This window comes from Nonomuraea sp. NPDC050786 (genome assembly GCF_040654115.1).
Lineage (GTDB): Bacteria > Actinomycetota > Actinomycetes > Streptosporangiales > Streptosporangiaceae > Nonomuraea.
The window spans coordinates 35,202-56,714 of record NZ_JBFAHJ010000026.1; the positions used below are offsets into that span (position 1 = coordinate 35,202).

19 protein-coding genes and 1 tRNA gene are annotated in these 21,513 nt (G+C 68.5%); 14 read left to right on the top strand and 6 right to left on the bottom strand.

Annotation, left to right across the window (positions count from 1 at the left end):
- Positions 1-201: 201 nt before the first annotated feature.
- Positions 202-4,098: an FxSxx-COOH system tetratricopeptide repeat protein gene (gene fxsT, locus AB0H84_RS36845; protein WP_357615028.1), complete on the top strand. Its 3,897-nt coding sequence runs from the start codon at positions 202-204 to the stop codon at positions 4,096-4,098.
- A 109-nt stretch (positions 4,099-4,207) separates the two neighbouring features.
- Here fxsT and AB0H84_RS36850 read toward each other — a convergent pair whose 3' ends face one another.
- On the bottom strand, positions 4,208-5,092 hold the full coding sequence (locus tag AB0H84_RS36850) for an alpha/beta hydrolase (protein ID WP_357615031.1): 885 nt from the start codon (positions 5,090-5,092) through the stop codon (positions 4,208-4,210).
- A 234-nt stretch (positions 5,093-5,326) separates the two neighbouring features.
- Here AB0H84_RS36850 and AB0H84_RS36855 point away from each other — a divergent pair.
- Together AB0H84_RS36855 and AB0H84_RS36860 are read left to right on the top strand one after the other, a co-directional pair.
- Positions 5,327-5,403, top strand: a tRNA-Thr gene (locus tag AB0H84_RS36855).
- Between the two features lie 120 nt (positions 5,404-5,523).
- Positions 5,524-6,012, top strand: coding sequence for a GNAT family N-acetyltransferase (locus tag AB0H84_RS36860; protein ID WP_357615034.1), 489 nt, complete (start codon positions 5,524-5,526; stop codon positions 6,010-6,012).
- A 27-nt stretch (positions 6,013-6,039) separates the two neighbouring features.
- Here AB0H84_RS36860 and AB0H84_RS36865 read toward each other — a convergent pair whose 3' ends face one another.
- Positions 6,040-6,402 (bottom strand): tyrosine-type recombinase/integrase, encoded by a 363-nt coding sequence (locus AB0H84_RS36865; protein ID WP_357615037.1) that lies wholly within the window; start codon positions 6,400-6,402, stop codon positions 6,040-6,042.
- Between the two features lie 6 nt (positions 6,403-6,408).
- Positions 6,409-6,834, bottom strand: coding sequence for a hypothetical protein (locus tag AB0H84_RS36870; RefSeq protein WP_357615040.1), 426 nt, complete (start codon positions 6,832-6,834; stop codon positions 6,409-6,411).
- A 574-nt stretch (positions 6,835-7,408) separates the two neighbouring features.
- Here AB0H84_RS36870 and AB0H84_RS36875 point away from each other — a divergent pair.
- From AB0H84_RS36875 to AB0H84_RS36885, 3 genes are all read left to right on the top strand, one after another.
- Entirely contained in the window at positions 7,409-7,771 is a 363-nt protein-coding gene (locus AB0H84_RS36875) for an antibiotic biosynthesis monooxygenase (RefSeq protein WP_357615043.1), read from the top strand.
- A 98-nt stretch (positions 7,772-7,869) separates the two neighbouring features.
- Complete coding sequence (locus tag AB0H84_RS36880; protein WP_357615046.1) at positions 7,870-8,529, top strand: DsbA family oxidoreductase; 660 nt, start codon at positions 7,870-7,872, stop codon at positions 8,527-8,529.
- A gap of 638 nt (positions 8,530-9,167) precedes the next feature.
- Complete coding sequence (locus tag AB0H84_RS36885; protein WP_357615049.1) at positions 9,168-9,899, top strand: HAD-IA family hydrolase; 732 nt, start codon at positions 9,168-9,170, stop codon at positions 9,897-9,899.
- Between the two features lie 98 nt (positions 9,900-9,997).
- Here AB0H84_RS36885 and AB0H84_RS36890 read toward each other — a convergent pair whose 3' ends face one another.
- Positions 9,998-10,678, bottom strand: a complete 681-nt coding sequence (locus tag AB0H84_RS36890) for a hypothetical protein (RefSeq protein WP_357615052.1) — start codon at positions 10,676-10,678, stop codon at positions 9,998-10,000.
- Positions 10,679-11,035: 357 nt separating this feature from the next.
- The gene (locus AB0H84_RS36895) at positions 11,036-11,602 is read right to left on the bottom strand and encodes a hypothetical protein (protein ID WP_357615055.1); all 567 of its coding nucleotides are present in this window, start codon (positions 11,600-11,602) and stop codon (positions 11,036-11,038) included.
- Positions 11,603-11,748: 146 nt separating this feature from the next.
- Here AB0H84_RS36895 and AB0H84_RS36900 point away from each other — a divergent pair, with 146 nt between their 5' ends.
- The gene (locus AB0H84_RS36900; RefSeq protein WP_357615058.1) at positions 11,749-12,285 is read left to right on the top strand and encodes a hypothetical protein; all 537 of its coding nucleotides are present in this window, start codon (positions 11,749-11,751) and stop codon (positions 12,283-12,285) included.
- On the top strand, positions 12,249-12,470 hold the full coding sequence (locus AB0H84_RS36905; RefSeq protein WP_357615061.1) for a DUF305 domain-containing protein: 222 nt from the start codon (positions 12,249-12,251) through the stop codon (positions 12,468-12,470). The genes AB0H84_RS36900 and AB0H84_RS36905 overlap by 37 nt, the downstream gene beginning before the upstream one ends.
- Here AB0H84_RS36905 and AB0H84_RS36910 read toward each other — a convergent pair.
- Entirely contained in the window at positions 12,445-13,557 is a 1,113-nt protein-coding gene (locus tag AB0H84_RS36910) for a hypothetical protein (protein ID WP_357615065.1), read from the bottom strand. The two genes, AB0H84_RS36905 and AB0H84_RS36910, sit on opposite strands and share 26 nt — an antisense overlap.
- 47 nt (positions 13,558-13,604) lie before the next feature.
- On the opposite strand from AB0H84_RS36910, the gene AB0H84_RS36915 reads away from it, so the two are divergent.
- From AB0H84_RS36915 to AB0H84_RS36940, 6 genes are read left to right on the top strand one after another with little or no spacing between them, the layout of a single operon-like run.
- On the top strand, positions 13,605-14,300 hold the full coding sequence (locus AB0H84_RS36915; protein ID WP_357615068.1) for a FadR/GntR family transcriptional regulator: 696 nt from the start codon (positions 13,605-13,607) through the stop codon (positions 14,298-14,300).
- 34 nt (positions 14,301-14,334) lie between these two features.
- A complete protein-coding gene (locus AB0H84_RS36920; protein ID WP_357615071.1) occupies positions 14,335-15,582 on the top strand; it encodes an extracellular solute-binding protein in 1,248 nt (415 codons plus the stop codon).
- Positions 15,579-16,427 (top strand): sugar ABC transporter permease, encoded by an 849-nt coding sequence (locus AB0H84_RS36925; RefSeq protein WP_357615074.1) that lies wholly within the window; start codon positions 15,579-15,581, stop codon positions 16,425-16,427. Before AB0H84_RS36920 ends, AB0H84_RS36925 begins: the two co-directional genes overlap by 4 nt.
- Positions 16,424-17,233, top strand: coding sequence for a carbohydrate ABC transporter permease (locus tag AB0H84_RS36930; RefSeq protein ID WP_357615077.1), 810 nt, complete (start codon positions 16,424-16,426; stop codon positions 17,231-17,233). The genes AB0H84_RS36925 and AB0H84_RS36930 overlap by 4 nt, the downstream gene beginning before the upstream one ends.
- Positions 17,233-20,277, top strand: a complete 3,045-nt coding sequence (locus tag AB0H84_RS36935) for a glycoside hydrolase family 38 C-terminal domain-containing protein (RefSeq protein WP_357615080.1) — start codon at positions 17,233-17,235, stop codon at positions 20,275-20,277. The genes AB0H84_RS36930 and AB0H84_RS36935 overlap by 1 nt, the downstream gene beginning before the upstream one ends.
- A complete protein-coding gene (locus AB0H84_RS36940; RefSeq protein ID WP_357615082.1) occupies positions 20,274-21,506 on the top strand; it encodes an enolase C-terminal domain-like protein in 1,233 nt (410 codons plus the stop codon). The genes AB0H84_RS36935 and AB0H84_RS36940 overlap by 4 nt, the downstream gene beginning before the upstream one ends.
- Positions 21,507-21,513: the final 7 nt, after the last annotated feature.

Sequence of the window (21,513 nt, forward strand, 5' to 3'; positions counted from 1 at the left end):
TCGCGCGAGTATTTCGCGCGGCGATATGCGTGTGAAGAAAAGCCTGAATATGTGACGGTTGGCGACGCCTGGTAAGGGCGCGTGCTTGAAGTCCCATTCGGTGGGAAACGCGAATTGCATCCCCACGCGCTGCACTGATCAAACAAATCGGTGTGAAATAGGAGTGCGGACGCCCCGGACTGACAGAGCCAGGAGACGGCGATGCCCAAAAGCGAAAGCGAAGGCAAGATCGTCACGTTCTACTCCTACAAGGGAGGCACCGGGCGGACGATGGCGGTGGCCAACGTCGCCTGGGTGCTGGCCAGCAACGGGCTGCGCGTGCTGGCCATGGACTGGGATCTGGAGTCCCCGGGGCTGCATCGCTTCTTCCGGCCGTTCCTCGACGACAGCGTGACGAGCGCGACCACCGGCCTGATCGACATCGTCAACGAGTACAGGTGGGAGGCCGCGAGCTCGCGCCGGCACGACGCCGGCTGGCAGCTGGAGTACGCCAAGGTGGCGCCGCACGCGGTGTCGCTGGAGTGGCGCTTCCCGGGGGAGGGCACCCTGGACTTCCTCTCCGCCGGCCAGCAGAACCGCGACTACTCCTCGCTGGTGTCCGCCTTCGACTGGGACACCTTCTACGAGAGGCTGGCCGGTGGCAGCTTCCTGGAGGCCTTACGGGCCGACATCAAGCGCAACTACGACTACTGCCTGATCGACAGCAGGACCGGCTTGAGCGACATCGCCGACATCTGCACGATCGACATGCCGGACATCGTCGTCGACTGCTTCACGATGAGCGATCAGGGCATCGACGGCGCGGCGCGGGTCGCGGGGGCCATCAGCGAGCGTCACGACCGCCGCCGCAGGATCCTCCCCGTCCCCATGCGGGTGGACGACGGGGAGAAGAAGAAGGCGGACGCCGGCCGGGCGTACGCGCGATCCCGGTTCGAGCGCTTCCTCGTGGACATGCCCGCCGAGGACCGGGAGCGTTACTGGGGGGCGGTGGAGGTGCCGTACAAGCGCTTCTACGCCTTCGAGGAGACCCTGGCCGTCTTCGGCGACGCCCCGCGATCGCCGGGATCGCTGCTCGCGTCCTTCGAGCGGCTGACAGAGGTGATCACGCAGGGCGGGGTCACCGGCCTGGCGCCGATGGAGGAGCCGGTACGGCTGCGCCTGCTGGAGTCGTTCACGAGGCGAGAGCCGGCCCTTCAGGAGGAGGTCCTGCTCAGCTACGCGCCGGAGGACCGCATGTGGGCCGACTGGATCGCGATCGTGCTCCGGCAGGCCGGCCTCCGGGTCACCCCGCAGGCGCTGTCGGCGGTCGGGGACGGCGACGGAGCCAGGTCCGCGGACGGTGTCGTGGCCGTGCTGTCCGCGGCGTATGTGCAGGACTTCCAGGCCGCCGCCTGGGCGACGTCCACCGGGGACGAGCTGAACCTGGCGCCCAGGCTGACCATTCTGCGGGTCTCGGGTGACCTGCGGCCGGCCCCGCCCTTCTCGGGGCAGCCGACCGTCGATCTCTTCAGGCTCTCACCCTCGCAGGCCGCCGAGGCGATCCTGCGCGCGGTCGGCAAGCCCACCACCGTGGTCACCGACCCGGCGGTGCTGACCGCCCGCTTCCCCGGTACGGTGCCCGCTGTCTGGAACGTCCCGCCGCGGAACGCCGTGTTCACGGGGCGGGACAAGGCGCTGGAGAGCCTGCGCGACCAGCTCGTCGGCGGCAACCAGGCGGTCGTGCTCCCGCAGGCGCTGTACGGGCTCGGCGGCGTCGGCAAGACGCAGGTGGCGCTGGAGTACGCCCACCGGTTCCAGGCCGACTACGACGTGGTGTGGTGGATCGCGGCGGAGCAGCCCGATCTGATCAATCCCGCCCTGGCCGAACTCGGCCGGCGACTCCACCTGTCCGTCAGCGAGAGCATCGTGGAAGCGGCCGACACGGTACGCGAGGCGCTGCGGCGCGGCGAGCCGTACAAGCGCTGGTTGCTGATCTTCGACAACGCCGGCGATCCGGAGGACCTGCGCAGATACGTGCCCGGCGGCTCGGGGCACATCATCGTCACCTCGCGCAACCCGACCTGGGTCAACATCGCCAAGCCGCTGGAAGTGGACGTGTTCAGCCGGGAGGAGAGCCTGGAGCACCTGATGCGTACGGTGCCCGGTCTCGACCCCGAAGAGGCCCTGCGGGTCGCGGACGCGCTGGGTTACCTCCCGCTCGCCATCGCGCAGGCCGCGGCGTGGTTGAGGGAGACCGGCCAGCCCGCCTCCGACTACGTCGAGCTGCTGCAGAGCCAGGCGGCCGTCGTGCTGTCGGCCAACCAGGCCGCCGACTACCCGAGCCCGGTGGCGGCCACATGGAACGTCTCGCTGAGCCAGCTCAAGGAGCGTTCGCCCGCCGCCGAGCGGCTGTTGCAGCTGTGCGCCTTCTGCTCGCCCGACCCCATCTCGCTGTCGCTGCTCTACAGCAACGAGACGATGAACGTGCTCGTGCCGTTCGACGAGTCGCTCCGGGGGGAGAAGCTCGTGCTCGGCCGGGTCATCAGGGAGATCAGCAGGTTCGCACTGGCCAAGATCGACCAGGGCGGCAACACACTGCAGGTCCACCGCCTCGTCCAGGCCGTCATCCGCGGCCAGATGACGCAGGAGGAGCAGGCCAAGGTCTCGCACGAGGTGCATCGCATCCTGGTGGGCGCCCGGCCCCGCCAGGGCGAGGTGGACGACCCGGAGAACTGGGAGAAGTACGACCTCATCTGGCCGCACCTCCTCCCGTCGAACGCCGAGACGTGTGTGGAGGAGGAGACCAAGCAGCTCCTGACCGAGCGCGTGCGGTACTGGTGGAAGCGCGGCGACTACGACAACGCCCTGCAGCTCGGGGAGCGCCTGTCCACTTTCTGGGAGCAGGAGTTCGGCCAGCTGGAACGGCAGCGGCTGCACCTGCTGACCAACATCGCCAACGTGCAGCGCTCGCGTGGCATGCTGCAGGAGGCGTACGAGCTGGAGCAGTGGGTCTGGGGCCAGCAGCGCGCGCTGCTCGGCGAGAACCATCCGCACACGCTGCTGACCGCCAGCGGGGTCGCCGCGGACCTGCGGGCGCTCGGGCAGTACCGCGAGGCGCTGGCACAGGACAGGGAGGTCTACGAACGCTGGAAGGAGATGTACGGCGAGGACCACCCGCGCGCGCTGCGATCGGCCAACAACCTGGCCGTCTCCTACCGCCTCGTCGGCGACTGGCGCAACGCGAAGGATCTCGACGGCGACATCTACCAGCGCATGCTCCAGGCGCTGGGGCCGACGAACCCCGACACGCTCAACTCGGCGCAGAACTTCGCCAGGGACATGCGTGAGGCGGGAGATCTCGAGGCCTCGATCGCGCTGCTGCGACAGACGCTCCAGCATTACGTGGACCTGAACTACGACGACTATCCCGTCGCGCTGCGCGCCACGAAGAGCCTCACGGTGTCGCTGCGCAGGGCCGGGCAGCACAACGAGGCGGGCGAGCACGCCCGCGACGTCTACAGCCGTTACCTCCGGCTCTACCCGGCCGATCCCGAGGCCAAGGCGGCCGCGCTGGAGCTCGCCTGCTGCATGGCCGCCGCGGGTGACCAGGCGGCGGCCCGGGACATGGCGCGCAACGTGATGAAGGACTACAGCGAGCTGCTCGGTCCTGAGCATCCGTACACGTCGGCCGCGGCCAACAACCTCTGCTCGTACCTGCTCGGGCTCGGCAGCCTCGGCGAGGCCCGTGACATGGGCGAGGGCAGTCTCGCCGCGCTGCGCCGCCATCTCGGGGACATCCACCCGTTCACGCTGACCTGCTCGATCAACGTGGCGAACTGCGCTGCGGATCAGGGGGAGCTGGAGACGGCCGAGGACATGGAGCGGCGTACGCTGATCGCCCTCATCGCCACGCTGGGCAAGGACCATCCTGATGCGCTGGCCTGCCAGGCCAACCTGTCGATCACCTTGCGCGCGCTCGGCAAGGAGCGGGAGGCGGACGATCTACGCAGAAGGACTCTCGCCGCGGTGACCGCCAAGCTGGGCGAGACGCATCCGTGCACCGAGGCACTGCAGAAATGGCGACGCGTCAACAGGGACCTCGAACCCCAGCCCACCTGACGCTCAGTGGGCCCGACGCTCAGCGGGCCGGAGCTCAGCGGGCCGGAGCGCAGTGGGCCGGAGCTCAGCGGGCTGGGGCTCAGTGGGCTGGAGCGCAGTGGGCCGGAGCTCAGCGGACTGGTTCGACGGGCTCCCGGGTGAGCCACGGCAGCACCCGAGGCAGGACACTCAGCGCGTCGAGATGCGCCACCTCGCCCTGTATGCAGACCGTCGCGTTCGGGATGCGCCGGCCCAGCCAGCGGGCGTGCCCCACGGGGGCGAACACGTCGTTCTCGCCATGCCACACCAGGGTCGGCACCCGGATGACGGCCGGGTCGAACCCCCAATCGGTGCTGAACGCCAGCACGTCGTCCACCCACCCGTCCGCCGAGTGGCGCAGGGCCTCGGTGAAGTTGCGGACCATCATCCGGCGCAGCCCGTGGTCGGAGACGACCCGGCGGTCGGCCCGCCCGCCCTCCTGGCCGATGGAGAGCACCTTGCTCTCAGGATCGGCCCGGATCTGGCTGGCGAGCGAGGCCAGGCGGGTGGCCGCGAGATGCGGGCCCGCCCGCGCCACCAGATATTCGAAGACATTCGACTTCGCCATGCCCGCGAACCAGTCGAGCCCCTCGGCGCTGTGCGGGGCGAGGCTGACCAGCGCGGCCGCTCGCCTCGTGCGCTCGGGAAGCAGCGCGGCGCAGGCGAGCGCGTGCGGCGCGCCGCCCGACCGCCCCACGACCGAGAAACCGTCGACCTCGAGCGCGTCCGCGATCGCCGCCACATCCGCGGCGATGCTGGCCACCGTCCTGTTCGGCATCCTGTCCGACAGCCCGTATCCCGGCCGGTCGAAGGTGATCAGCCGGACGCCCAGCCGATAGAGCACCTGCGCGCGTGGAGACGGGCCGAGCCTGCTGCCCGGGGTGCCGTGCAGGTAGAAGACGGGGGTGCCGTCGGGCTTACCTCGCTCCTCGACCGCCAGCCTTCTGCCATCCGGTGCGACCACGATACGGGGCAAGACATCCTCCCCCTGATCTCGGGAGAAACCCGTCACGGAATCTTTCGGCGATCTGTCTTCACTTGGAGAACCCCGAGCAAGCGGACGTTCGCGTGCCTGGACAGTACGGTCACGGTACTACGGCGCGGCGGACCGGTGAATAGCCGAGCGAGGCCGCCCGGTCCGAGGGGGTGGTAGATCGATGGGAGCGAGAACCCCTTTGGCTCCTGTAGACTCTTCGAAGCTGCAGAGCGCGCCGCCTTAGCTCAGTCGGCCAGAGCACTTCACTCGTAATGAAGGGGTCTGGGGTTCGAATCCCCAAGGCGGCTCCAGGTCAGAAGCCCCTCGCAAGATCGCGGGGGGCTTCTGGGTGTCTAACTGGGTGTCTAAGACCCAAGTGGAACCGAAGTCCTCTGGACTGCTGGGAAAGCCGTAGAGCATTCTTTCCACCCATGACGATGCCTTCGGTTCACATCCGCCAAGCTGGTTCTGACGATGCTGCGATCTTGGCGCAGCTAAATCGGTTCGTTCATGGGTTGCACGTCGGGGCCAGGCCAGATGTCTTCCAACCGAGTTCCGACGTCGAAGAGTTGATACCGATCTTCTCGGGCTTCTTGGCGCGCGAAGGCGCAATCGCCTTCGTCGCCGAGTCGGAGGAGGGCGTCCCGGTCGGTTACGTAACAGCGATGATCCACCATCGTCCTGCCGACGCCCTCATGCATGCGAGAAGCTTCGTCTTCATTGAGCACATCGCCGTAGACCCGACTGTGGCTCGCATGGGTGTTGGGTCGGCCTTAGTTGAGTCGGTTCGTGCAGTCGGTGTTGAGACGGGTTGCACGAGCCTGCTCACGGACGTTTGGGACTTCAACAAGAAGGCCCTGGCCTTTTTCGAAGGCCAGGGCCTTGGCCGTATGAGGCACTGGTTGGAACAGAGGTTGTAGGCGACGTGGACTCGATGCGTAATCGGCTCAAGTCTTGAAGATCCGATCCATGGCGGTCGCGCCCTCTTGAATGAGGGGCCGGATCTGCTTGCGGTAGACCAGTTCGGTTACCGTCGTGCTGCTGTGGCCGACCAACCGGGAGATCTCCTCTAGTGGGATGCCCTGGTCTGAGAGCAGGGACACGAAGCTGTGCCGCAGCTCTCGGGGCGTCCACTTGTCGGGGTCGAGGTCGGTCTTGGCGATGACCGCGCGGAAAGCGCGCCGTACGTTGTGGGAGTCGAGAGGCGTGCCCACGGTTGAGGCGAACACGAGCCCGTGTTCCATCCACCGCTTGCCCGCCGCGTCCTTGTCCGCCTCCTGCTGAGCCCTCTGTGCTTTGAGCGCTTCCACACAGCGCTATGGGAGCGCCAGAGTGCGCCGGGACTTCCGGGTCTTGGTGTCCCCGCCGGTCCGGACGGACCGCCACACGGCCACGTACGGCGGCACGGCCGGGTCAGCGTCGGGATCGCCCTCCAGATCCACGTGATCCCACGTCAGCGCTCGAAGCTCCTCGGTGCGTGCGCCGGTGAGCAGGGCCAGCACCAGATACCCATGCATGCGGGTTCCTTCGGCGGCCTTGAGCACGGCTTCTGCCTGAGCCAGCGTGAGGGCCTTGGACGGACGGCCATCCTTGCCGCGCGGGACTGAGCAGAGGTCCACCACGTTCCGCTTCACCAGGTCACGGGCCATCGCACGCTTGACGGAGCGGTTGAGGTAGGACCTGATCAGGCGGAGTGTGCTCGTACTCAGCGTCTTGGCCTTGTCCGCCAGCCACTTGTCCACATCCTGTGCACTGAGTTCGCGGAGCTCCCGCTTGCCCAGAGCGGGGACACTTACGGGGGGCTCTGCCCCCCGGGAGTCGGTAGCGTCCTGTCGCGTCCACGCGGTGCTGGCCGCCAGTGGCCATGCGGGGGCAGGTCTTGCGGACGTTCTCGTAGGACAGGCCGGCGCCGCCTGCGATGGCCTTGGGCGTGCTGTTCGGGTTCGCGCGGACGTAGCGGACGATGGCCGCGCGGGTTTCTCCCAGCGTGTGATCCTCGGGCGGGCCGTCCAGCAGGTGCCATACCCCGGCGGCGGGCTGGAAGGCGTGACTACATCGATCACGAGGCGAGAAGCTGAACGGTGCTTCGCACGCTTTCTGGGCGTGCTTCGCGCGAAGACTAGCTGTAACACTTAGGGGCGGCCCCCAGTGTTACAGCATGGCCGGCCTTGGAAGTCACTCCCGGAATCGAAGAATTCTGGAGGTTGAGCAGGGCCGGTCGCGCCTTCGCCCGGGCGTTTGACCTCAACTGCGGTTGAGATTGCACGATGGCGACCGGGGCGTTTGCCCCTGCATCCGACCTTGAGGAGTGTGTTCATGAGCACCGATGCCGGTTTCTATTCGATCATCGACTACACCGTTGATGGCTTTGACACACAGCGTGAGCTTGTGGAGGCGTTCGCGGAGATCCAGGAGCGGTGGGTGCGCTTCTATCCCGGCTATCGCTCGGCTCGTTTCCATGTGAGCACCGACGGGACCCGGGTGTACAACATCGTGCACTGGGCGAGTGAGGCGGACTATCGCCACTTCGTGGAGACCTCCGACACCGATGGCCGGATGGCCGCCATCGGCAAGGCGCTGGAGGGCCTGTCCGGTAAGGCCGAACCACGCATGGCTGGGGTGCCCACCTACACCGTCGTCCGCGAGGTCGGTCCTGGGCCGCAGCGCTTCGATGCCTGATCGTCCGATCCCCTCCAGCGGGCAGCTGTATCCGTCGGCAGCACGCCGCCAGGTTGCCGAACCCGCTCCATCAACCACGATCATTGTGCGGGACATTCATGAAGCTTGAGATATACGCCGATGTGCTGTGCCCCTGGTGCTACATCGGCAAGAGACGCCTGACGGCCGCCTTGGCCGAGCAGCCCGACCGCAACAGCATCGAGATCGTCTGGCGCGCCTACGAGCTCGCGCCAGATGAAAGCCGGACGCCCGGGCCGACCGCCGCGGAGGCCATAGCCGGCTGGTGGGGCGAGCAGGCGCCTGCCCGCATCGCCCGAATCCGGTCGCTGGGCGCGGCGGAAGGTCTGGAGCTGAACCTGCATCTGGCCCGCCCGGTGAACACCTTCGACGCGCACCGGCTGGTCAAGCTCGCCGCCGACCGTGGCCGGGCCGACCAGATGATGGAGCTGCTGCTGCACGCGTATCACACCGAGGGGCGCAACGTGGCCGATGCGCAGGTCCTGCAGCGCCTGGGCTACGAGGCCGGGCTGGACACCGGGGAGGTGCGCGCTGTCCTGGACGGCGACGACTACGCCGACGAGGTACGCGCCGACCGGCGCCGCGCGGCAGAGCACGGCATCACCGGCGTGCCCAGCCTCGTGATCGACGGTCGCCCGCCGGTCTCCGGAGTCCAGCCCGTCGCCGATCTGCAAGGGCTCCTGCGGAATGAACCGACCGGCTCACACGGCGTTCTGATCTATTCTGACCGGCCAGGCTGACAGACGATTTGGTCACGCCCGTCGCACCATCGCAACATCTCTTCTTGAAAGGAATGTCACCAGCGATGGACATCGGTATCGGGTTGCCCGGTCATGCTCGGTAGGCCTCGTCATGCAGGAGACGCAGCTACAGAATCTCTCGTCAGCAGGCTCTTAGAGCGTCCGCCAGTAGGCATCGGAGGGCTTCTCCAACCTCGCTGAGCTTCACGGAGGACAACACGCCCGCCCGTTCGATCAGGTCGTCCCGGGCCACGGTGGTCAGCCATGTGCAGGGAGTAAAGCCTGGACGCGGGAACGCGAACCGCAGCACGCCTTCGAAGGGCAGTCCTTTTGGGGCTCCTACGGCCACTTCAACGCCCAGGCCGCTGATGCGGTGAACGCTCTTGGTGGTTCCGCGTGAGCCTCTGAGGGCTGTCAGGACACGGGCGGCAACATCCCGGGGCGTGGTCAAGTTGTCTGCATCAGGATGCGCTTCCGGGACCACCATCTTCGGCGGTGTTCGCGGGCCTCAGGTGACCGATCGCTCAAGCCAGGCGGCGCGGCGCCCGGCTCGTGCGGGAACTGGCACCACTTCGCAGCCGTGAGAGCTGCCCGCTGCTGCCCGCTGCTGCCCGCACGCTGACTGGCATCATCGACGCGTGACCAGTGAACCTGCGCGGCCGAGTCGCATGAAGTACGTCCTGTTCGATGTCGACGGCACGTTGATCGACGCGTTGAGCAACCAGCGCCGGGTCTGGGGTGCTTGGGCGGAGCGGTACGGGCTGGATGCGGACGAGGTCTACCGGGTGGCTCTGCGGACGCGGCCGATGGAGACGTTCGCCCAGGTCGCTGCGGAGCATGATCCGCGTGAATGCCTGGCCATGCTGCACGAGCTGGAGGACGAGGATGTCCGGTCCGGCGTCTATGCGGCCTTCGATGGCGCGCTGGAGCTGCTGGAGGGCCTGCTGCCGGGGTCGTGGGCGCTGGTGACCTCGAACTACGAGCACCGGGTGCGCGGCCGGTTCCTGCGGACGGGGTTGCCGATGCCGGGCGTGATCGTGGACGCGGCCGCTGTCGAGGAGGGCAAGCCCTCTCCCGTCCCTTACCTGCAGGCCGCTGCCCGCCTGGGTGCCGAGCCGGGAGAGTGCCTGGTGGTCGAGGACGCCCCGTCCGGGGTGCAGTCCGGGTTGCGGGCCGGAATGACGGTGTGGGGTGTGAACGGTGCTGTCGCGGTGGAGGGGGTGCATCGCCACTTCGTCAATCTGCGCGAGGCCGTTCCTCACATCCTCGCGTTGGCGTCCGGGGATCACGGGGAGGCCGCAGCGCCGACAGCAACCGCCACATGCGCGCCATCAATGACGCGCTCGGCTACCTGCCGACCCGCAAGGTGATCACACTGCAGCGCGACCTGTAGCCCTGCAGCCCTGCAGCAGCAAGCCTGCCGGGTGAGCGTCTTTCGACGACGGCGGGACCGCGCGCCCCTGCCCGATCACGAGCTCCGGTTCGCCAGCAGGAACAGCAGGCCGGTCAGGTCTTCGCCTTGGGGCGCGCGAGTGCAGGCTCCGCGGGCGATGAGCTGTTCGGTGATCTCCCAGATCAGCTCGTGGGCGATGACCACGGTGGCCACGGTCCGATCATCGGTGGAGACGTACGGGTGCGCCTCCTGGCAGGCGCTGCTCAGCAGGAAAGCGGAGACGGGAGCGGCGGCCGCGGAGGCAAGCTCGTCGAGGACGTCGCCCACCCCCACGAGCGGTATCGCAGAGCGGCCGTCGTCGAGCCGCAGACGCCAGTGATGTCCTTCCGAGTCGGTGACCGCGGTCACGTGGCGATCCCGCAGCGACTCCGCCAGCCGAGGTGTGGCGGCCAGGTCGTACAGGCGGCGCAGGGTGGCCTCCGACCAGACGGCCACCAGGGTGAGATCCTCGCCCAAGCGGTGGAAGTTCGTGCCGGAACCGCCGGTGCGTGGTGGGTGGATGGCCCAGAATGCCCCGTTCCACCATGGACGCTCGGCAGTCAGCGACGTGTCGGGCACGGCGGCCTCGGCGCGCAACTGCTGCCACAGCAGCAGGTCCAGCGCGTAGCCGAACACGATGGCGTACGGGCTGTGACGGAGCCCGCGGCGCTGGAGTTCCGCGGCGATGTCTCGTGTCGGCTTCTCGACGACGTCCACCAAAGGGGTCGCCAGTCGGCGTAGAGCTGCCCGCAGAGGGGTTATCTCGCGTACGCCCAGTATCGGGAAGGCGGTCCGAAGCTTCTCGCCATCACGTGCCAGAAGGCCGAATTCCAGGAGCTGAGCAAGCTGCGCGTCGGAAACGTCTAAATGGCTCCTTAGGGCACCGTGACGTGCCGCGTACAAGACCCGTCCGTTGTTGCCCTCGGACACCACTTGATGGGGCGTTCGTCTCGCATTCGGGCAGTAGCAGTGCAGCGCCCACAGGGCAAGGTCCTCGGGATCGGACATCTCATCCACTGCGTCATCCTCACGATCCTGTCATCGCATTCAGCTGCGTCGTTTTTGGGGCGGCTGTCAACAATTGAGGGCGGCGGTGGTCTGGGGCCGGCCCGAGACGGGGTCCAAGGTTATGGGGAACGTTCGCCCGTCGGCCACGCGGATCTCAACCGAACTCGGCCCCGTCCACTTGACCGACTCGAAGGTGTCGTCGGGGTCGTCGTCGTTGAAGCAGCCTAGTTCCCACTCCTTGCTGAACAGCCCGCCGTCCCTGCGGACGCTGAGCCACATCACCCCGTCCGGCCCGAGACCCGCCGGCGACTGCTGAAGCCGGATCCGGTACGGGGCCGGTCCGGCGACGAAGCCGACCTCCTCGGTAGAGGTGAGCGCAAGGGCGAGCAGCCCCACGAACAGCGCGGCACTCACGCCCAGCCCGGCAGGGATGGCGATCAGGAGACGTAGCCATCTCCATCGCAGCCCGATGGCGGCCGACGCCATCAGGAGGCAGGCCAGCGCACCCAATGCGAACGGATGGTTCAGGTGTTCCCTCAAGAGGACCAGATCGGAGTCGTGGAAGTACACCAGAGCCGCGAGGCCGCCCGCGCAGAGTGAGGCGGCCAGCAGCACGAGTGAGCGAGGAGGCATCGCGGATCCCATCGGTGAGGCGCACCGAGATCATGACAGCATGGCGGTGCCATAACCGGCGGGATGCACGAAATCTCGACAAAATCCGTACAGCCATAGGGGTGACGCCAGGGGTGCTTCGGAATGGGGTATCAGGTGTTCGGCCAATGGGCCGGCGGCGTCATCTTCGATGGTGGCTGGCCGCGTTTGTGGTCAGTCTGCTGAGCTTTCTCTCCTTATGGCTGCCGGAGTTCTTCGAGGGCGACGGGGCGGCGGGCTGTGCGGGTTATGGCCCCCTTCCATCGGGCCTGGCAGCGCTGTGGTCGGACCTGGAATGGATGTGGCTTGATTTCCGGCAGCAGGTGGAATCCACGTACGGGCGCTATCTGGTCCTGAACGGTCTGCCTATGGCGAGTGTCCTCCTGTCCGGCGTGGTCGCCGGCTGGTCGAAGCGGTGGCCCGGGACGCTGGTGGGGCTGATGGCGGCCCTGATCGCGGCGGTGGTCGCGCTTCATTGGGCGTTCATGTCGTTCTCCTATTTGCTTCTGCTCAGCTGCGCGGGGTGGGAGGGAAGGCTCCCGTGGATGGTGTGGCGGCTCCTTCTGATGATCGGTTTCGGCAGCGTGGTCGTGCTGTTGATTGCCGGAGTTCGGATTCGTGCGGCGGCATGCCCGAGACCGACGTCAAGCGCGTCCAGGCGCTGAAGAAGTCGAAGAACTTCGAGTACGACCTGCTCAACCTGCTCGTCGCGCATCAGGGCGACGCCGTCGGCATGGCCGTCGCCGAGGTGCAGGGCGGGGCCGATCCGGCCGTTCAGAAGTGGGCGGGCCAGGTGCGGGACTCGCGCGAGGGGCAGATCACGATCATGACGAAGCTGCTGCAGCGGTGACGAACGTACGCAGTGCCTGCTCGTAGCGTGCCTGGTCGACGTTCCACGAGCCCACGTGGCCGCCGCCGCGGGTGCGTACGAGCGTCACCAGGTCCGGCCTGAGCCGGGCGAACCGCAGCGCGGGCTCGATCGGCACGCTGGCGTCGTCGTCGTCCACGAAGAGCAGGACCGGCTGCCTGAACTCCTTCGCGTGCCGCACGTGGTCGAGGTCGTCGAGCGAGATCCCGGTACGCCGCTCCACCGTGAACTTGCCCACCGAGGCCAGCCAGAGCGGCACCCCCTGCTGCCGCGCCCCCAGGTCGATGGGCGCGTTCCAGTCCATGACCGGGCTGTCCAGGATCAGGCCCTTGATCGGCTCGCCGGGTAACTCGCGCGCCGCCATCGGCACGATGCCCCCGCCCATCGAGAACCCGTACAGCACCACCCCGGTCGCCCCCTGGCCGCGGGCGTAGGCGATGGCGGCGGCGACCTCCCGCCACTCGGTGGCGCCGAGGTGGAACTTGCCGTCGCCGCTGGCCGGGGCGCCCTCGTCGTTGCGGTAGCTGATCGCCAGCACCGGCACTCCGAGTGCCTGGAAGACCGGCAGGAAGCGCAGGGACTCCGACGGGTTCGCGTTGCGGCCGTGTACGGCGATCACCCAGGTCTTCGAGGTGCCCGGCAGGCGCCACGCGGGGAAGTCGCCTAATTCGCTCCGGATCGAGACCGTCTCGTACGGCAGGCCGAGCGCCGAGCGCGGGTCCTCGTGGCCCCAGATCCACCGGTCGAAGTACGCCCGGACCCCGCGCGCCAGCGTGCCCCGCCGCACGCGGGTGACCTGCCTGACGACCGTGGCGCCGGAGGCGGAGACCACCGGGCCCAGCGTGGCGTTGCCGTCACGCCAGGTCAGCCCGTACGTGCCGGGCGCCGCGGTGTCGGAACCGCCCTTCAGGGTGACCGTCGAGCCGTCGAAGGCCAGCACCTCCAAGGGGTACGATCCCCCGTGCGAGGGGTCGATCACCAGGCCCGAGTAATACCAGCCCGCGCCGCCCACACCGACCGCCGCCAGGACCGCCAGGACGGCCGCGATCCACGCCACCGCACGCCTCATGGCGAAATCATAGACGCCGACGCCGAGAAGTGATTAGATCACTTGATATGTCCGAGGTAACGCGGCCGACGCTGTCCGACGCTCTGACCGAGCGCATGCTGGAGCTCATCCGTACGGGCGGGCACCGGCCAGGCGACAGGCTGCCCTCGACCAGGGAGCTCTCCCAGCGCTTCGCCGTCACCACTCCGACGCTACGCGAGGCGCTCCGCAGACTCGAGGCCACCGGGGCCATCGAGATGCGGCACGGCTCCGGCATCTACGTCGGAGCCGACATCGAGCGGGTCGTCCTGCCCAACCCCAACGTGCGCGAGCTGCACGCCGCCCAGCTCCTCGAGCTGCTCGGCGCCCGCATCGTGATCGAGCCTCCGCTGGCCGCGATGGCCGCCGAGCATGCGGACCCCGACGAGCTGCTCCCGCTCAAGCGGGTGCTCGACGAGGCGGGCAGGCACCTGCGCGGCGACGACGCGCTGCTGCACGAGGCCAACATGTCCTTCCACCGGGCGACGGCCCGGCTGGCGGGCAACAGCGTGCTGCACGAGGTCGTCGACTCGCTGCTCACCATCCACGGACCGGAGCAGCGGGAGATCCTGCAGATCTTCGATGACCGGCGCCGCGACTACGAGGAGCACCTGGCGATCCTGGAGGCCATCGAGGCGCGCGACACCGCGCAGGCCGAGGAGCGCATGCGGGCCCACCTGGTGGACGTGAAGACGGTCATAGAGCACAGGTTGCAATCCCCCTGATGTAAGACCCCTGATGAAACAAGGAGGCCGGTCCATGTTCCGGTCACGTGTGGTCACGCTCGGCGTGGCGGCGCTCGTCCTCACCGCCTGCGGCGGGAACGGCGCGCAGCCGCAGAAGAAGACCGAGCTGACCCTGTACAACGACAAGGGCGCCTGGACGAAGTACTTCGACGAGATGGGCGCCCTGTCCAAGCAGAGCATCGGCCTGGGCATGAAGCCGACGGGATACACGGACTCGGCGCAATATCAGGCGTTCATCAAGGCGTCGTTCCGCACGAACGTCAAGCCTGACCTGTTCACCTGGCAGACCGGGGGGATGCTCGAGGAGATCGTCAAGCAGAAGCAGGTGGCCGAGACGACGGACATCTGGCAGCAGGCGATCCAGGCGGGCGACTTGTCGAAGGACCTCGCGCCGTACTACACGATCGGCGGCAAGCAGTACTGCGTGCCGATGAACGTCGCGTACTGGGGCATGTTCTACAACAAGCAGATCTTCGGCAAGTACGGCCTCGAGGCGCCGAAGACGTGGGACGACCTGATCAAGGTGGCCGACACGCTGAAGAAGAACGGCGTGAAGGCCTTCTACCACACGAGCGTGCTCTTCTCCTTCGTCTGGTTCGAGCAGCTCATGGCCGGCACCGACCCCGACCTGTACGACCGCCTCGCCACCGGCAAGGCGAAGTACACCGATCCGGGCGTGGTGCAGGTGATGGAGAAGTGGAAGTCCCTCATTGACGCCGGATATTTCATCAATCCGGGGGACAAGACGGACCCTGGTGACGTGCTGAAGAGCGGCAAGGCCGCGATGGTCTCCTTCGGCACCTGGTTCAACACCAGCATGACCCAGCGGAACATGAAGCCCGGCGAGGACTACGACTTCTTCGTCATCCCCAACGTCAATCCCGCGCTGCCCAAGACCTCGATGATCTTCGAGAGCGGCCCGCTCTGCTCGCTGACCAAGGCGGCCGACCCCGCGGCCAACCAGAAGTACCTCAAGTGGTGGACCACCTCCGAGGCTCAGGAGAAGTGGGCGAGCAGCAGGGGCGACGTGAGCGCCAACCCCAAGGTGGCCATCGCGGACAAGGTGCTCGGCACCGTCACGAAGGACGCGGGCGGCGGCCAGTACCGCCTGGTCAACCGGTACTTCGAGGCCACGCCGCCACCGGTCCTGACGGCCGCGCTGGACGGGTTCGGCAAGTTCGTGACGGAGCCGGGCAGCTACAAGGAGGTCCTCGACACCATCCAGAAGGCCGCCGATGAGTACTGGAGCACGCATCAGTGAGCACGCGCGCTCCCATACTCGGCCGGTTCGGGTACGGATACGTGGCGCCCGCGGTGCTCCTGGTCGCGGGCCTGCTCTACGCGCCGTTCCTGTGGACGGCCTACCTCAGCTTCACCCGGTACGACGGCCTGGAGCCCGCCCAGTGGATCGGCGGGCACAACTTCGGCAAGCTGCTCGAGGACCCGGCCCTGCTCACCTCGATCCGCAACACGCTGCTCTGGGTCGTCGGCACCATGGTGCTGCCCGTCGGGCTCGGCCTGCTGGTGGCGGTGCTGTCGTACGACATCAAGGGCGGCGTGTGGTTCCGGGTGCCGTTCCTGCTGCCGTACGCGCTGAGCGGCGCCGGCCTCGCCATGGTGTGGAGCCCGATCCTGTCGCATGACGGCATCGCCAACCAGCTGCTCGGCGTGGACACCGCGTTCCTGCAGGACGCGCCGGTCAACACGCTGGCCATGCTGCTGGTCTGGACGTGGCAGCAGCTCGGCGTCAACATGCTGCTGTTCGTGGTGGGGCTGCAGTCCATCCCGAAGGAGCCGATCGAGGCCGCCCGGCTGGACGGGGCCGGGGGCTGGCGGCTGTTCAGGTTCGTCATCTGGCCGCTCATGAGGCCGCTGACGGCGGTCGTGGTCGGGCTCGCGCTGGTGGCCGGCCTGAAGACGTTCGACATCGTGTGGGTGCTGACGCAGGGCGGCCCGGGGCGCAACTCCGAGACGCTGGCGGTCACCATGTACAAGGAGACGTTCGTGGCCAGCGACTACGGCTACGGCTCGGCCGTGGCGGTGATGCTGACCGTCGTCACCGGGCTGGCGTCCTACCTCTACCTCAAGCGGCAGGTGGCCTCGTGATCAGGCGTGCCGTCCTCGTCCTGCTCGGGCTGCTCTGGCTGGGGCCGACGTACCTGCTGCTCGTGAACGCCGCGCGCCCGGCCGGCTCGTACGATCCCGGCCGCGCGTGGGTCCCCTCGCCCGATTTCGCGCTGTTCGAGAACTTCGGGCGGGCCCTGGAGAGCGCCAACCTGACCCAGAGCCTGGCCAGCACCGCGCTGTACGCTGTCGTCTCGCCCCTGCTCGGAGTGATCATCGGCGCGCTGGCCGGGTACACCATCGTGGTGCTCCGGCTCCGCCACGGCTTCTTCTGGTTCATCCTGATCTTCGGCGGCACGGTCTTCCCCTCGCAGATGCTGCTCGTGCCGCTGTTCGTCGGCTACAGCGACGCCGGCCTGTACGACAGCCGCCTGGGCATGATCCTCGTCTACACGGCGATCAGCGTGCCGCTCGCCGCGTTCGTGCTGCGCAACTTCTACACCGGCGTAGCGTTCTCGATCTTCGAGGCGGCCAGGATGGACGGCGCCTCCACCTGGCGCATCTTCTGGGGTATCTATCTGCCGATCTCGCTCAGCGCGCTGACGGCGGTGTTCATCCTGGAGTTCACCTTCGTCTGGAACGACCTCATCTTCGGCCTGACCCTGACCCAGACCGAGGACGTGCGGCCGGTGATGACGGCCATCGCCGGCCTGATGACCGACGTGTACGCGGGCACGCCCGTGCCCGTCGGCCTGGCCGCGGGGCTCGTGGTCTCGCTGCCGACCGTCGTGCTGTTCCTCGCCACCCAGCGCCTCTTCGCCAGGGGCCTGTCTCTAGGGAGTGTTTGATGACGAGCCGGTTGCTCCAGCGGAGCCTGGGCAGTCCCGACTACGACGGGATCAGGCAGGCGCTGCGCGACGACACCTCGACACCGGTGATCAGCGTGCGCGGGCTGGAGGTGCGGGTCTCGGTGCTGCCGCTGTTCACCCACGACGGCCGCCAGGCGGTCAGGGTGTCGAGCACCGAGCCGCTGACCCACGTGCTGGTGGGCGTGGACAGCGCGTCGGGCAGCGACGTGACGCTGCTGGTGCCCGAGGTGCAGGCGCCGCGCGTGCTCACGCTCGAGTGCCGCGACGACGCCGGGGTGGTCGGCAGCGCGCAGGTCACGGTGACCCCGCAGCGCAAGTGGAGCGTCTTCGTCGTGCACCACTCGCACCTGGACATCGGCTACACCGACCCGCAGGGCACCGTGCTCCGCCACCACCTGGACTACCTCGACGCGGCGCTGCGGCTGGCCGAGGAGACCGCGTCCTGGCCGGACGACGCGAAGTTCCGGTGGTCGGTCGAGTCGTCGATGCCGGCGCTGAAGTGGCTCGACGCGCGGCCCGCCGACATGGTGGAGTCCTTCGCGCGCAAGGCCCGCGAGGGCGTGATCGAGGTGACCGCGCTGCCGTTCCAGCTCCACACGGAGGCGTGCTCGACCGAGGAGCTGCACCGCCAGCTCCGCTTCATCGCCCAGCTCAAGGAGCGGTACGGCTTCGCCACCAAGTCGGCCATGCACACCGACGTGCCCGGCGCGGTCGTCGGCCTGGTGGACGCCCTCAACGCGGCCGGCGTGCGCTACCTGGCCGCGGCCCACAACTGGGCCGGGCGGTCGGTGCCCTATCTGCACGGCGGCGACAAGCTGACCAGGCCGTTCCGGTGGCGGGCGCCGAGCGGGAACGAGCTCATCGTCTGGTTCACCGACACGCCGCACGGGATGGCGTACATGGAGGGGAACACGGTCGGGCTGACCGACTCCTACGAGCTGGCCGACGACCTGCTGCCGCGGTACCTGTCCGCCCTGGCCACGCGGGGCTACCCGTACGGGCCCGGGACCTTCGGGTGGCAGGGGCCCGACGCGCCGAAGGAGCCGTACGAGCTGGACGTGCTGCACCTGCGGGTGCAGGGGGCGCACGCCGACAACGCGGGCCCCTCGATCGTGCCCGCCACGATCGCGCGCCGGTGGAACGAGAAGTGGGCCTACCCGCGCCTGCGCTCGGCCGTCAACAGCGACTTCTTCGAGCATGTCGAGGAGCGTTACCACGACCGGCTGGCCGTGCACGAGGGCGACTGGACCGACTGGTGGGCCGACGGGCTCGGCTCGGGCGCGCGCCCCCTCGGCTACGTGCGCAGGGCGCAGTCCGCGCTGCGGGTGGCCGAGACCCTGCACACGATCGCGGGCGTGGACGCCACCGAGAAGATCGACGCGGCCTACGACAAGGTGGCCCTGTTCAACGAGCACACCTGGGGTGCGGCCAACCCGTGGGAGGACGCCGAGGAGGCGGGCGACTCGGGCGGGCTGCAGTGGACGCGCAAGTCGTCCGGCGCCTACGACGCCCAGGACGACGCGGCCGACCTGCTGCACGCCGCGACCCGCAGGTTCGCCGCCGCGCTCTCCGAGGCGGGCACCGAGGGCGGCGCGCTGGCCTCGTTCGCCGTCTTCAACCCGGGCACGTGGGCGCGGACCGACGTCGTCCGCGCGTTCCTGCCGAGAGACGTGGTGGGCATCGACGTGCCGATCGCGCTGGTGGACTCGCGGACGGGGGAGACGCTCGCACACCACGAGGAGTTCGTGCATCCGGAGGACTGGCCGACCCGGCCGATCGGGCGGCACGTGCAGGCGGTCGTCCCCGACGTCCCCGGCTTCGGTTACGCGCGCGTCGACGTCGTGCCGGGGGAGACCCAGGCCCCCGAGCCGGTCGAGCTCGACCTGAGCGGGGTGATCGAGAACGAGTTCTACCGCGTGGCCTACGACGTGCGGGAGGGCTACATCAGCTCGATCTTCGACAAGCGGGCCGGCCGCGAGCTGGTCAACGGCGACGCGGCGGCCGGCTTCGGCCAGTACGTCTACGACCAGTACGCCACCGCCCCGCATTTCAACCATCTGTCGGGACATGTGGGGGCGCACGACCGTACGCTCCTGGGCGACCGGGCCATCGGCAGGGGCGCCACCATCACCAAGGCCCAGCGCACGGCCGTCGGCGAGAAGCTGGTCGTGGAGCTGCACGGCAAGGGCGTCGACTGGATCCGCACGACGATCGAGCTGCACAGCGGCGTGCCTCGGCTGGACCTGACCTACCAGCTCGCCAAGCAGGGCACCCCGGCCAAGGAGGCGGTCTTCCTGGCCTTCCCGTTCGCGACAGGTCCGGCGAGCGCCTGGGAGCTGACCGGCGGCGTCGGCGGCCCCGACGTGCCCCGCGTGCCGGGCTCGGCCGAGTACATGCTGCCGATCAGGCACTGGATCGCGTTCGAGGACCCCGAGCTGACCGTCGCCTGGGCCACGCTGGAGGCGCCGCTCGTGCAGCTCGGCACCATCCACATGCCGTACGCGCCGTTCCCGCCCACGCTCGACCAGGAGGACGGCACGGTCTACTCCTGGGCGCTCAACAACATCTGGGACACCAATTTCCCGGCCCAGCAGCAGGGCGAGACCACGTTCCGCTACGCGGTCACCTCGACTCTCAATGTCGCCGGGTCCGCGACGACTCCCAATGTCGCCGGGGCCGCGACGGTTGCGGGGGCTCAGGGGCGCAGGCTCGGCGCGGCGGCGGCCTCCGGGCTGACCGAGCCGTTCGTCGGCGCGCTGATCACCGACAGCCCCGACGTGACCGAGACGTACGCGTCGGTCGACCACCCCGACGTGCTGATCACGTCGATCGGACGGTCGGGGGACGAGCGCGTGGTGCGGCTGCAGTCGCTGGCGGCCGAGCCGGTCGAGGTGTCGCTCCGCCTGCCCGGGCTGCGCGCGGCCCGCGGGCTCGACGTCGTGGATGAGACGGTCGTGGATGAGACGGTCAAGGTACGGCTGCCCGCCTGCGGGGTGGCCGCTGTTTGGGGGACGTGCTCGTGAAGATCGTTGACATCAGGGCCACGACGGTCGCGGTCCCGCTCGAGGCGCCGCTCCGGCACAGCAACGGCGCGCACTGGGGCCGGTTCGTCCGCACGATCGTCGAGGTCGAGGCCGACAACGGGCTGGTCGGCCTGGGCGAGATGGGCGGCGGAGGGGAGAGCGCCGAATCGGCGTTCCGGGCGCTGATGCCGTACCTGAAGGGTCATGATCCCTTCCAGCTCGAGGCGCTGCGCTTCAAGATCGCCAACCCGACGGCCTCGCTCTACAACAACAGGACGCAGCTCCTCGCGGCCATCGAGTTCGCCTGCATAGACCTCATCGGGCAGCACCTGGGCGTGCCCGCTCACGACCTGCTCGGCGGGCGGGTCCGCGATGCCGTGCCGTTCGCCTCGTACCTGTTCTTCCGGTACGCGGCCGAGGGCCACGGCGAGATCCGCACGCCCGAGCAGCTCGTCGAGCACACCAGGCACCTCAAGAAGGCGCACGGGTTCACCGTGCACAAGCTCAAGGGCGGCGTGTTCCCGCCGGACTACGAGCTGGAGTGCTACCGGGCGCTGGCCGAGGCGTACCCCGAGGACCGGCTCAGGTACGACCCGAACGCCGTGCTCTCGGTGGCCGAGGGGCTGCGCTTCGGCCGGGCCATCGAGGGGCTGAACAACGACTACCTGGAGGACCCGGTCTGGGGCCTGGAAGGGCTCAGGACCGTCCGCGAGCAGGTCAGGGTGCCCCTGGCGACCAACACCGTCGTGGTCAACTTCGAGCAGCTGGCCTCGAACGTCATGCGCAGGGCCGCCGACGTGGTGCTGCTCGACACGACGTTCTGGGGCGGCATCAGGCCGTGCGTGAAGGCGGCGGGCGTGTGCGAGACGTTCCAGCTCGGGGTGGCCGTGCACTCGTCAGGGGAGCTGGGCATCCAGCTGGCGACCATGCTGCACCTCGGCGCGGTGCTGCCGAACCTCACCTACGCCGCCGACGCGCACTACCACCAGCTCAGGGACGACGTGATCGAGGGCGGGAAGATGGCGTACTCGGAGGGCGCCATCGCCGTCCCGTCGGGGCCCGGGCTCGGGGTACGGCTGGATCCGGAGAAGGTCGCGCGCTACGCCGAGCACTACCGGGAGACGGGCGGCTATCCGTACGACCGCGACCCCGGACGGCCCGACTGGTACGCCACCGTGCCGAACGAGCGTTTCGCTGATCCCTCCGTATCTGTCGAGGTAGCTCCATAATTGGGCG